Raw genomic sequence first — 13668 nt, 5'->3', positions numbered from 1 at the left:
GGAATCTTATTGTTCAATTTTAATAATTAAAAAATATTCCTCAGAATTGATGGCTGGCAAATTGGAGCGTTTATAAGTTAAGAATGATAAAATTTTGTTATAAATAATGTATAAGCAAGTTTTAAGTAGCGATCATGAACTGCGTACATCAGGACAGATGAAAATGTATTTTTTCTTCTGCGTTCTGCGTTCCTAGCTGCGGAGTTCTATTTTCAAATCAGGTACATTTTTTCTATTTTAAAGTAACTGTTGACTAGGTGCATTTAACCAAATACCCATGCTCTCTACACAAAGCTTATCCATGAATTTACAAGATGTGATAACTGCTGATAATGTTAATTTGACAAATTGCGATCGCGAGCCGATTCACATTCCTGGCTCTATCCAACCTCACGGTATTCTCTTGGTTTTATCTGAACGTGATTTGGCAATACTCCAAATCAGCAATAATACAGAGACTTTACTCGGTATCCCACCTGAAAACTTGTTAGGACAGCACTTATCTATTCTCCTTGAACCAGATATGATAGCTGCTATTACTGGCTGTATTCAGGGAGATTTTGAACATCTCAATCCCCTGAAACTTTTAGTTCGCGCTCTAGGGAAATCGACTGAATTTAATGGCGTTATTCACCGTTCGCCGCAGAACTATCTCATACTAGAACTAGAACCCTGTAATCTTGAAACAGTCAGCAGTTTTGTCAACTTTTACACTCTAACACGCGGCACACTTACTAAACTCCAACAGGTTTCAAACTTGAGTGAATTAAGTGCGATTATTGTGACAGAAGTGAGAAAAATCACAGGGTTCGACCGAGTCATGGTTTACCGGTTCGATACCACTGGTTCAGGTGAGGTGATTGCCGAAGATAAATTAGAGAAATTAGAGCCTTACCTAGGTTTACACTACCCAGATACTGACATTCCCAAACAAGCAAGACATCTGTATATTCTCAATCCACTGCGCTTGATTCCCGATGTCAACTATCAACGTGTACCAATTATCTCCTCATCTCCCTCACCTCCCTCATCCCCCTCATCCTCCTCATCCTCCTCATCTCCCTCATCCTCCTCATCCTCCTCATCTCCCTCATCCTCCTCATCTCCCTCATCCCCCTCATCCCCCTCATCCTCCTCATCTCCCTCATCCCCTACACCTCCCCTCGATTTAACTTTCAGTGTCTTAAGGAGCGTTTCTCCGATTCACATTGAATATCTGAAAAACATGGGAGCTCAAGCTTCCATGTCAATTTCACTTATAAAGAACAATAAACTCTGGGGCTTAATTGCTTGCCATCATCACACTCCTCGATTTGTTCCTTATGAAATTAGAACAATTTGTGAGTTTTTAGGAAAGGTGATGTCTTTAGAACTCATCTCTAAAGAAGAAAATGAAAATTTAGATTCCAAATTGCAGTTAAAGTCGATTCAAACAAAATTTATAGATACAGTAGCCCGATCGCAAGATTTAACTGATGCCTTAGTGCAAGATAGAGCAACTTTGCTCAAAATAGTCAACGCTGAAGGTGCGGCAGTATGTCTTGATGGTCATTTGATGCTGATTGGTAAAACACCGAAGGAATCAGATATTCATGACTTAATTGCCTGGTTAAATGGCAAATTTCACAACTACCTTTTTGTGACCGATTCCTTACCTCAGCAATATCCTCCAGCGATGGAGTTTAAAGAAGTCGCAAGTGGTTTGTTAGCCCTTTCCATCACCAGAATTAGCAACAATTATGTATTGTGGTTCCGTCCAGAAAGATTGCAACAGGTGAGTTGGGCAGGAAATCCTCAAAAGCCCACAAAAATAGAACCTGATGGTAGTTTAACAATCTTCCCGCGTCAGTCGTTTAAGTTGTGGCAAGAAACTGTATCCGGCACATCCTCACCTTGGGAGCAGTACGAAATAGATGGAGCAATGGAACTGAGAAGTGCGATTGTTGGGATTGTTCTTCGTAAAGCTGATGAACTGGCTGCTATCAATTTGGAGTTACAACGCAGTAATAACGAGTTAGATGCTTTTTCTTACATTGCTTCTCATGATTTGAAAGAGCCATTACGCGGCATTCACAACTACTCAACATTTTTGCTAGAAGACTATGCCAATGTTCTGGATGGAGAAGGAATCTCGAAGTTAGAAACTTTAGTGCGCTTGACAAAACGCATGGAGGATATCATTAATTCCTTGCTGCATTTTTCCCGATTGGGACGACAGGAATTAAATATGCAGCTGATAGACTTTAACGAGCTGGTGAAGAATGTTGCTGAAGTCTTTCGTATGAGTTTAGGCGATGCCAATATTAATATCCGGATTCCCAAACCTTTGCCAACAATTCGGGGCGATCGCATTTTACTTGAGGAAGTCTTAACAAATTTAATTGGTAATGGCTTCAAATATAATGACAGCCATGAAAAATGGGTAGAAGTAGAATGTTTAGAATCCCAAAACCAACCTCAGGATGCTAGTCCTTTTTGGACATTTTCCGTCCGCGATAATGGCATTGGCATTCGTAAAAAACATCTGGAAACCATATTTCGCATTTTTAAGCGGTTGCATGCTCCTGGCAAGTACGGCGGTGGTACGGGTGCGGGTTTGACCATTGTCAAGAAAATCATCGAACGACACGATGGTAAAATTTGGGTCGAGTCTACCTACGGTCAGGGCAGTATTTTCTATTTCACGTTACCACGTTAAACAGATATGCAAGACTCATTACTTCAGTCAGTTCTCAATACGCAAAATATCAACAAAGCCATCTTATTGGTGGAAGACAGCGACGAGGATTTTGCAGCATTTAGCCGGATGCTCTGGGAAGCTGCTTTTTTCAACCCAGTGTACCGTACCTGCGATGGCGACGATGCCTTAGACTATCTCTACCACCAAGGCGAGTACGCCGATCCAGCCACGTCTCCTCGTCCAGCCATCATTTTGATAGACCTAAATCTGCCTGGAACTGATGGACGAGAGGTGATTGAACAGGTCAAGCAGGATGAGGCACTCAAAAGTATTCCTATTGTAGTATTTACCACTTCCTCTAGCCCAAAAGATATTAAAAGTTGTTACCAATATGGTGTGAATTGCTATATGCTTAAACCGATTGGTGTGGAAGCCTTAAGAAAAACCGTCCGAATTTTTTTAGATTACTGGTTTAAAACAGCTGTTCTTCCCAACTCTACACAGTAATGAAGGAGAGTCAACGCACCATTTTTATTATCGATGACTGTGTAGAAGACCGCACAGCATATCGTCGCTACTTAGAGCACTTAGAGCGCAGCACCACAGAGCATCGCCAATACAGTTATCAGATTGTAGAATTTGAATCCGCAGCAGATGCGATTGAGCGTTGCCAGCATTCGATGCCAGATCTCATCCTGCTCGATTTCATGCTACCAGATGCCAGCGGGCTAGAATTTATTGAAGAATTAAAGCTTTCTACTGGTAGAAACCTGTTGCCCATAGTCATGCTGACGGGATACGGAGATGAAAGCGTTGCTGTGGAGGCGATGAAAAGCGGTGCGCAGGATTATCTAGTCAAGGGAAAACTGACAAGCCAAGCTCTCAATCGTTGCTGCCATACGGTTATGGAACGGGTGCGCCTGATGCAGCAGCTAGAACAGCAGCAAGAGCAGCAACGTTTGATTGCAACAATTGCTCTGCGCATTCGTCAATCCTTGAGCTTAGAAATTGTTCTCAATACAGCAGTCGATGAAATCCGTGACTTTCTCAAAACGGATCGGGTGCTTGTCTACCAGTGTCCTCCAGATATGAGCGGCACAATTGTTGCAGAATCTGTTTTGTCTGGGTGGAACTCGTGCCTCAATACCACATTTGAGGATACCTGCTTTCAAAATATCAGAGCAAGCGATCATCACCGTCGCTCAGGTGCAGTTAATGATATATATGCAGCTAAATTGTCTGACTGCTATGTTCAAATGCTAGAACAGTTTCAAGTCAAGGCAATTTTGTTTGTCCCGATTTTTTGCAGTACTCAACTCCAAGAAGCTGAGCAATCTGTTTGGGGTTTACTAGTGGCTCACCAGTGTTCTGCTGCGCGTCAATGGCAGTCATGGGAAATAGATTTGCTAGAGCAGCTTTCTGTGCAACTGGGGATTGCAATTCAACAGGCACAACTTTACCAAAACTTGCAAAACCTCAATACACAGCTAGAAGTTAAAGTCCAAGAGCGCACAGCTCAATTACAGCAAAGCGAACGCAAATTCCGTGCCATTTTTGAACAGACTTTTCAATTTATTGGCTTATTAGCTCCAGATGGCAAAGTTTTAGAACTTAACCAGGCATGTTTAGAGTTTTTTAGCAAGAAACACGATGCTGCGATTGGCAAATTCTTCTGGAACTTGTTCTGTTGTCATGCCCCAGAAGCGCACAGAGGATTACGAAGAGCGATTGCCCAAGCCGCTCTTGGTTATTGTACTCACTGTGAGGTGAAAGTACCTAACGGACAATGTGTTTTGAGAACTGTTGATTTTTCCTTCAAGCCTATCCTTAATAATACAGGGCAAGTTGTCTGGCTCCTTTTAGAAGGACGAGATATTACAGAACGCAAGCAAGTAGAAGAAGATTTGTGTCAACTCAATCAAGAGTTGGAAGCAAGAGTCATACAGCGCACCAGTGACTTAGAGCAGGCAAATGCTAAGTTACGCAGCGAAATTGCTCAACGTCAACGGATAGAAGATGAACTACGTCAAAGTGAACAGAAGTTTCGTCAACTAGCAGAAAATATCCGCGAAGTTTTCTTTATCTATAACCATGACTTGAGCGAACTGATTTATATCAGTCCAGCTTACGAAGAAATTTGGGGCAGATCCTGCTCCAGCCTATATCAAAACCCTGCATCTTGGTTTGAGCTTGTCCATCCTGAGGACAAAGACACTGTTTTGCAGGATGTCAACAGAAGTATCAACATTGAAGGTTTCAAACACGAATATCGAATCATCCGAGGTGATGGAGAGATTCGTTGGATTTGTACCAGAAGTTTTTATGTTCGAGATGACGCTCTTGAAGTTCAACGCGTTGTCGGTTTGGCTGAAGATATTACCGAACGCAAAATTAGAGAAGCAGAACTTCGAGAAACTAACGCCTTACTCCAAGCAATTATTCAATCTGCGCCAGTAGCGATTGATTTAATTGATCCTGAAGGCAATATTGTCCTGTGGAACCCAATGTGCGAGCGTATCTTGGGTTGGAATGAGCAGGAAGTCCTTGGCAAGCCTTTACCAATCATTCCCCTAGAAGAACACGGAAAGTTTCTCGAATTTATGCACCAGACGCTTGCTGGTGACGGATTAATCCAAGTAGAAACTCATCGCCTCAGGAAAGATGGTTCGATAGTTGATATTAGTCTTTCAACAGCTTTAGTACGGGATACCCAAGGAAAAATCATTGGTGGTATTGGAATTTCTCAAGATATTAGTGAGCGCAAACAAGCTGAGTTAGAGCTTATTCGTAATCGGGATTTGCGAGAAGCTATTTTTAATGAATCGGCGGATGCCATTTTCCTGGTAGATGCTGACACTCTTTTGATAATTGATTGTAATCGCCGTGCTGTTGAGTTGTTTGAAGCATCTAGCAAGGAAGAACTAATTAATATTCGCGGCAGCACATTACAAAGATATCCGTTCACTGCCGAAGATATAGAGAAAATCCTAGAAGAAATTAAAATCAAAGGCTTTTGGAGTCAAGAAATTGAATACGTTACCCGCAAAGGCAATTTCTTCTGGGGTCATTTAGCTTCCAAACAAATTAGTGTTGCTGGTAAAGTTCATAGGCTGATACGGGTAAGCGATATTAGCGAACGTAAGCAGACAGTCGAACAACTTCAGCATTCATTAGAGGAAAAAGAGACTCTGCTGAAGGAAATTCACCATCGCGTCAAAAATAACCTGCAAATCATCTCCAGCTTATTACGAATGCAGTCCCGACGTGCTCAAGATCAAGCGACTATGATCTTATTTCAAGAGTCTCAAAATAGAGTGCAATCTATGGCACTGATTCATGAACATTTGTACCAGTCGCCAGAACTCTCCCAAATAGACTTTGGTCAATACATCCACAGCTTGACGAACAACCTTTTCCGCTGCTATGGGATGAGCCAAAAGACGATCGCCCTGAAGATTGAAACCAATGGAATTAAGCTTAGTCTCGATACTGCTATTCCTTGCGGGCTGCTTATCAACGAACTGGTTTCCAACTCTCTCAAGTACGCTTTTCCCAACGACAAAAGTGGCAAAATCATTATTCGTCTTGTGCCAGAGACTGATAATACGATTACGCTAACAGTAGGCGATAGTGGTATTGGCATTCCAGAAACTCTAGATTGGCAAAATACCAGTTCTTTGGGTTTAAGAATAGTACATAATTTAACAAAACAGCTTAAAGGTAACATACTCCTTGAGCGCGATCGCGGTACCACGTTCCATATCACCTTTCCCAGGGCTTTAAAACCTTAACACCCCTTGCACCAGAAAATGAATTATGGTTCCGATAAAAATCTTGGTTGTTGAAGACGAACAGCTCGTTGCTGATGACCTCAGGGAAACACTGGAATATTTAGGATATCTTGTTCCTGCTCTTGCGGCAACGGGAGAAGACGCTATTGTTATGGTAGAAGCACTCCAACCTGATTTAGTATTAATGGATATCAGACTTGCGGGTGAAATGGACGGAATCGAAGCTTCATTTAAAATTCGATCTCGTTTCAACATACCCGTAGTCTACCTTACTGCCAATGCTGACCGAGCAACTCTAGAACGAGTCAAAGCCACGCAGCCTTTTGGCTATATTTTAAAGCCCTTTGATGAAAAAATACTTTCTACCACAATTGAAATTGCTCTCGGACGCTATCAGGCAGAGTTTGAGATACAAAAGGCGTTGTCTATAGCTCAAGCAGATAAGCAAATTGCCCAGTTCCAATCTCAGCTAAAATCTCAATACCTCTACATGGCGGCTCATGAATTTCGCAATCCTCTAACGACAATTAGGTTGGGTTCAGAAATACTCAAACACTACAGCAACCAATTACCAAAAGAAAAAATACAAAAGCACATCGATCGCATTCAATCTGCCACAGATAGTTTAACTGATCTATTGAACGACATCCTAACACTAGGGCAAGCTGAATCCGGCATCATTCAATGCAATCCTGCACCAATGGATGTTGTTACATTCTGTGAAGAACAAATTGAAACTTTACAGTTGGTAGCAGGAGAGAAATATGAAATCCAATTTTCAGTTATTGGCAACCAACGTATTGCCTATCTCGATGAAAAACTCCTTTGGCATTTGCTCAATAATCTGCTTTCTAATGCCATTAAGTACTCGCCAAAAGGTGGCATAATATCCTTAACCCTGTCTTGGGAGGAAAAAAACATTTGTTTCCAAGTACAAGACCAAGGAATTGGAATTCCAAAAGAATCTCAGGCAAAGCTTTTTGAACCTTTCCAACGCGCACGTAACGTTGCAAATATTCCAGGTACAGGATTGGGGCTAGCAATTGTTAAGCAATGGGTCGAGATGCATGGAGGCACGATCAGTTTTGAAAGTGAGGTCTGTCGGGGTACAACTTTTGTCGTTAGGTTGCCCCTGTGAAATTCGTTAACTAAGTACACCTGCGAAAAGACAACAATGAGTATCACCATTGGCGGTTACAACCTCATCAAGCTCATTTATGACGGTGCCACGACCCGTGTTTACCGTGCTTTGAGGGAGTCAGAGCAAACTTCGGTGATTATTAAAACCCTTAAAGCTGAGTATCCCACTATAGAACAGATCTCTCGATTAAGACATGAATATAAAATACTCCAATCTTTAGAAATAAAAGGAATTATTAAACCCTTAGCCTTAGAAAGCTATCAAAATGGTCTGGCATTAATCTTGTCAGATTTTGGGGGAGAACCTCTGAAAAATTTTATCAATGCTCAAAAACTTGAGTTAAGTCAGTTTTTGCAAATTGCTATTCAATTATCTTCAACGCTTGCTCAGTTACATCAACATAATATTCTTCATAAAGATATTAAACCGCACAATATTCTTTTTAATGCGAAAACAGGTAACGTTGAAATTATAGACTTTAGTATTTCATCGCGTCTATCGAGTGAAAATCAGACAGCCAATAATCCCAATTTGCTTGAAGGTACTCTAGCCTATATGTCACCGGAGCAAACAGGGAGGATGAACCGCTCAATAGACTACCGAAGTGACTTTTACTCTTTAGGTGTCACCTTCTATGAAATGCTCACAGGAGAGTTACCCTTTCAAGCGGCTGATCCATTGGAATTAGTTCACTGCCATATTGCTAAAACACCAGCATCGCCTAAAGAAATCAACCCAGAGATTCCTCAAGCGGTTTCTGATATTGTGATGAAATTATTAGCAAAGACTGCTGAAGAACGATATCAAAATGCTTTGGGGCTAAAAGCGGACTTAGAGGAGTACCTAACAAGACTACAAGCAACAGGAAAAATTGAAGATTTTATTGTCGGTCAACTTGATTTATACAGCCAATTTATTATTCCGCAAAAACTTTATGGTCGGGAAAAAGAAGTTGCTTCCCTAATGGATGCCTTTGAGCGAGTCAGCCTTGGGGCAACCGAGATAATGTTAGTAAGTGGTTACTCAGGTATTGGCAAATCTTCCTTAGTGAATGAAGTTCATAAACCCATTGTTCGCCAGCGGGGTTACTTTATTTCTGGTAAATTTGACCAATTTAAACGGAATATTCCTTATGCTTCTTTAATTCAAGCGTTTCAGGAATTAATCCAGCAGTTACTAACAGAAAGTGTTGACAAGATAAACGATTGGAAAGCAAAAATTTTAGAAGCATTGGGTTCTAATGGTCAGGTAATTATTGATGTTATTCCCGAAGTTGAAAGGATTATTGGTGTTCAGCCAGATGTTCCTCAATTGGGACCAACTGAATCCCAAAACCGATTTAATCGGTTGTTTCAACAATTCATTCATGTATTTACCAAACCCGAACACCCATTGGTTCTGTTCTTGGATGACTTACAGTGGGCAGATTTAGCTTCCTTGAAGTTGATTCAGTTGCTTGCCTGTGAGCCAAATAGTCAATATTTGCTACTCATTGGAGCATATCGGGATAACGAAGTCAGTGCAAGTCATCCATTGATGTTGACTTTAGAAGAAATTCAACACAAGGGTGCAGTTGTTAACAATATTGTGCTCCAACCTTTGCATATCACTCATGTCAATCAATTAATCAAGGATACCTTCCGCAGTGACACGTTAAAGACAATATCCCTAGCTGAGTTAGTGTTTAACAAAACTCAGGGAAATCCTTTCTTCTTAACTCAGTTACTCAAATCACTATATAACGAAAACCTATTGTCCTTTAATTTCAATCAATGTTGCTGGGAGTGGGATATTAAGCTACTGAATGACATTGATATCACTGATAATGTCGTTGAATTGATGATTAATCAAATTCATAAATTATCACTAAAAACACAAAATATTTTAAAATTGGCTGCTTGTATAGGAGATAAATTTACCTTAGATGTTCTAGGTATTGTTAATCAAAAATCTTTGTCTGAAACAGCAGCAGATTTGTGGGAATCTTTGCAGACGGGTCTAGTTTTACCCTTAGACCAATCTTACAAAATTCCTTTAGTTATTAGTACTGACCAAAATGAACAACTCACAAATGACCTAGATACGCAAGCAGCTTCCCGCAAGGTAGAACAACTGACAATTACTTACAGGTTTCTACATGACCGAGTACAGCAAGCAGCTTATGCTCTCATTCCAGATTCGCAAAAAAAAGAAACTCATTTCAAAATTGGTCAATTGTTACTACAAAATATTACGCCGGAAGAACGAAAAGAAAATATCTTTGCTTTGGTCAACCAATTGAATTATGGTACTGACTTACTCACCTTAGAGTCGGAAAAATATGAACTGGCTGAACTTAATCTTATAGCAGGTCAGAAAGCGAAAGCAGCTGCGGCGTATGAGTCTGCTATGCGCTATCTAAAGGTGGGTTTAGAATTATTGGCAGTAAATAGCTGGCAGAATCAGTATGAGCTAACACTAGCACTTTATGAGTCAGGAGTAGAAACAGCGTACCTGAACGGCGATTTTGAGCAGATGGAGAAATGGGCAACCGTTGTCCTGCAGCAGGCAAAAACCCCTATTGACAAAATGAAAGTCTATGAGGTCAAAATCCAAGCCTGCATGGCGCAAGTGAAACAGCTCGAAGCGATCAAGATTGGGTTACAAGCACTAGAACTACTTGGGATTCGCTTCCCAGAGTCGCCTAGCGCCTCGGATATTGAGCAAACACTGACTCAAACAGCAAGAAATTTGAGCGGGAGAAATATTGAAGACCTGATTAACCTACCATTAATGACCGAGGTCGATAAGCTAGCAGCTGTACGGATGTTAGCATGCCTAGGTTCTCCGACTTATCAAGCTGGACCTGCCTTGTTGCCGTTAATTGCGTGCGAACAGCTGAATTTGTCAATCCAATATGGAAATTCACCCTTCTCAGCTTATAGTTATGTTCTTTACAGCATCATGATAAACGGGTTGTTTCAGGACATTGAGTCGGCTTATCAATTTGGCAAGTTGGCTTTAAGTCTTGTAGAACGATTCAATGCTGTAGAACTTAAAACAAGTGTCTTTTTCGTGGCAGGTTCATCTGCGTTTCATGGGAAGGTTCATGCTAAGGAAACGTTGCCACTTTTACAGGATTCATACTCTAGTGGATTGGAGAACGGACATTTTGAATATGGTGGCTATGCCGCCATGCAAAAATGCTACTATTCATATCTCATCGGTCAAGAATTGGCAAAAGTTGAACGAGAAATGGCAGCAATCAGTCATGTCCTTGCTCAACTCAAGCAAGAGAACGCCTTGAGTTGGAATCAAATATTTCAGCAGTCAATTCTTAATTTGCTAGAACCTTTTGAAAAACCGTGCTGTTTATTGGGTGAAGCATACAACGAGGAAAAATCTTTACCGCTGCTTAAGCAAGCCAATGACAGAACCGGACTTCACTACTTCTATTCAAGCAAACTGATACTCTGTTATTTGTTTGAAGAGCACCATCAAGCATTGGAAAATGGAGTTCAAGCCGAACAATATTTAGATGGGGTAAAAGGATTCTTGATTGTGCCAGTGTTTCATTTTTACGATTCTTTGGCACAACTAGCGATTTATCCATCAGTACCACACTCACAACAAGAACGCCTCTTGAGCAAGGTGACGAAGAACCAGGAAAAGATGCGAAAATGGGCTGATCATGCTCCAATGAATTTTTTGCATAAGTATGAGCTTGTGGAGGCAGAGAAAGCGCGGGTATTAGATCAATATTGGCAAGCAATGGAATATTATGACCGAGCCATTGCGATCGCTAAAGAGCAAGGATATATCCAGGAAGAAGCGCTAGCAAATGAACTAGCAGCAAAGTTTTATTTTGAGTGTGGCAGAGAAAAGGTGGCTCAGACTTATCTAACTGATGCTTACTATGGATATATTCGCTGGGGAGCAACTGCAAAAGTTAGAAATTTGGCAGCAAGATATCCTCACATTTTCTCCCAGACACTGAACCGACAAACCAAAGGTCTAGAGATGAATCGGACAATTAGCTCTACGACTACAGGTACTCCCCGAGTTCTGGATTTCGCCGCAGTTATGAAAGCATCTCTTGCTCTTTCTGGTGAAATTGTTTTGGATAAATTGCTGGCTACATTAATGCGAATTGTTATTGAAAATGCTGGTGCAGAAACAGGATTTTTAATTTTAGAAAAGGCAGGACAGTTACTCATACAAGCTTCAGGAAGTATCGGGCAAGATGAGATAATCGTGCAACCATCGATACCTGTAGAATTAAGTCAGCAGCTACCCATATCTGTCATTAATTATGTGTGTCGTACTCAAGGGCATATTGTACTGTACGATGCTAGCTCTGACTCAATATTTGCAACAGATACCTATATCATCAACAATAAACCAAAATCTATTTTATGTGCGCCAATTGTGAATCAAGGTAAACTAATTGGCATTCTTTATTTAGAAAATAACTTGACAATTGGAGCATTTACACCAGAGCGATTGGAAGTTTTACAACTTTTATCTTCTCAAGCAGCAATTTCGATTGAAAATGCACGTCTTTACAATGATTTAGAAGAATATAATCGGACATTGGCAGTTAAAGTCGAAGAGCGTACGCTGGAGTTACAAGATAAAAATTTGCAACTTCAACAGGAAATCAAAGAACGCCAACGAGCAGAAGAAGTAGCCAAAACTGCTAACCGTGCTAAGAGCGAATTCCTGGCAAACATGAGTCATGAACTCCGTACACCGCTCAATGGTATTTTGGGTTATACTCAAATTTTTCAGAAAGATAAAACTTTAACTGTTCAGCAAAAGAATGGTATAAACATCATTCATCAGTGTGGCGAACACCTACTGACACTGATAAATGATATTTTAGATCTCTCCAAAATTGAAGCACGGAAAATGGAACTTTATCCAACAGATTTTCATCTTCCGGTCTTTCTTGAGAGTATTGCTGAGATTTGCCGCATCCGTGCCCAACAAAAGGGAATTCCGTTAATTTATCAAACGTCTTCTCCTCTACCAAAACTCATTCGAGCAGATGAAAAACGGTTGCGTCAAGTCTTGATTAATTTACTTAGCAATGCGGTCAAATTTACAGAAAAAGGTAGTATAACTTTCCAAGTAGGCTATCAACAGGAAAAACTTCGGTTTCAAGTAGAAGACACAGGGATTGGCATTGCACAGGAGCAATTAGAAGAAATATTTTTGCCATTCCAGCAAGTGGGTGAGGAGAGTCGTAAGACTGAAGGAACAGGATTGGGATTGGCAATTAGCCGTCAATTAGTTCAAATGATGGGCGGTGAACTAAAGGTGAAAAGTACTTTAGGTAAAGGCAGCGTTTTTTGGTTCGATTTGGATTTGGCAGAGATTTTCCAAAAAAGTGACGTTAAGAGAATCGATGAAGGTAATATCATTGGCTTTATAGAACCTCGGCGGAAAGTTTTGGTAGTAGATGATAAATGGGCAAATCGCTCTGTTTTAGTGAATCTACTAGAACCTTTGGGGTTTGAAGTCACAGAAGCAACAAATGGTTTAGACGCTCTTGACAAAGCGCGTGAATTTAAACCAGATGTGATTTTGATGGACTTAGTCATGAGCGTGATGGACGGCTTTGAAGCCACCCGTCGCCTGAGGATGTTACCAGACTTTAAGGACGTGATCGTGATTGCTGTCTCAGCTAGCGTTTTTGACTTAGATCGCAAGCAAAGTCGAGAAGTCGGTTGCGATGATTTTCTCCCAAAACCAATCCAAAAAGCGGAGCTTTTAGAAAAATTACGGGTTTACTTGGGGTTGGAATGGGTTTATGAGCAGCAGGAAAGCAGACAACAAGTAGAGGCGCAAGGTCTTTCCTTACGGACTCAGGACTTACTTGTGGCTCCACCAGCAGAAGAACTTGCGATTTTGATCGATTTGGCGATGAGGGGGGATTTAAGAGGAATTATACAACGAGCGGCATTGTTAGAGGAGTTGGATCAACGGTGGCTACCGTTTGCCGCTCATTTGCGTCAACTTTCTAAAGATTTTAAAGGGAAACAAATTCTGGAGTTTCTCAAAAAATATTAACA

Annotated in this window: 5 protein-coding genes; all 5 read left to right on the top strand. The window is 40.9% G+C overall.

The features are described from left to right. Positions 1-301: 301 nt before the first annotated feature. From ACM0OZ_RS06325 to ACM0OZ_RS06305, 5 genes are read left to right on the top strand one after another with little or no spacing between them, the layout of a single operon-like run. Positions 302-2698, top strand: coding sequence for an ATP-binding protein (locus ACM0OZ_RS06325; protein ID WP_414581948.1), 2397 nt, complete (start codon positions 302-304; stop codon positions 2696-2698). A 6-nt stretch (positions 2699-2704) separates the two neighbouring features. Beyond that, positions 2705-3187, top strand: a complete 483-nt coding sequence (locus ACM0OZ_RS06320) for a response regulator (protein WP_414581947.1) — start codon at positions 2705-2707, stop codon at positions 3185-3187. Then, positions 3187-6471 carry a PAS domain S-box protein gene (locus ACM0OZ_RS06315; RefSeq protein ID WP_414581946.1) on the top strand — a complete coding sequence of 1095 codons (3285 nt, stop codon included), beginning with the start codon at positions 3187-3189 and terminating at the stop codon, positions 6469-6471. Before ACM0OZ_RS06320 ends, ACM0OZ_RS06315 begins: the two co-directional genes overlap by 1 nt. Positions 6472-6496: 25 nt before the next feature. Next, positions 6497-7609, top strand: coding sequence for an ATP-binding protein (locus tag ACM0OZ_RS06310; protein ID WP_414581945.1), 1113 nt, complete (start codon positions 6497-6499; stop codon positions 7607-7609). A gap of 36 nt (positions 7610-7645) precedes the next feature. Then, positions 7646-13666, top strand: a complete 6021-nt coding sequence (locus ACM0OZ_RS06305) for an AAA family ATPase (protein ID WP_414581944.1) — start codon at positions 7646-7648, stop codon at positions 13664-13666. The last annotated feature ends 2 nt before the right edge of the window (positions 13667-13668 follow it).

The sequence above is a fragment of the Scytonema sp. PCC 10023 genome, assembly GCF_963920835.1.
Lineage (GTDB): Bacteria > Cyanobacteriota > Cyanobacteriia > Cyanobacteriales > Nostocaceae > Kalymmatonema.
This window is presented reverse-complemented; position numbering and strand designations above follow the sequence as displayed.

Coding starts and splice junctions, on each gene's coding strand:
- ACM0OZ_RS06325 (WP_414581948.1), top strand. CDS start 302: ATGAATTTACAAGATGTGATAACTGCTGATAATGTTAATTTGACAAAT.
- ACM0OZ_RS06320 (WP_414581947.1), top strand. CDS start 2,705: ATGCAAGACTCATTACTTCAGTCAGTTCTCAATACGCAAAATATCAAC.
- ACM0OZ_RS06315 (WP_414581946.1), top strand. CDS start 3,187: ATGAAGGAGAGTCAACGCACCATTTTTATTATCGATGACTGTGTAGAA.
- ACM0OZ_RS06310 (WP_414581945.1), top strand. CDS start 6,497: ATGGTTCCGATAAAAATCTTGGTTGTTGAAGACGAACAGCTCGTTGCT.
- ACM0OZ_RS06305 (WP_414581944.1), top strand. CDS start 7,646: ATGAGTATCACCATTGGCGGTTACAACCTCATCAAGCTCATTTATGAC.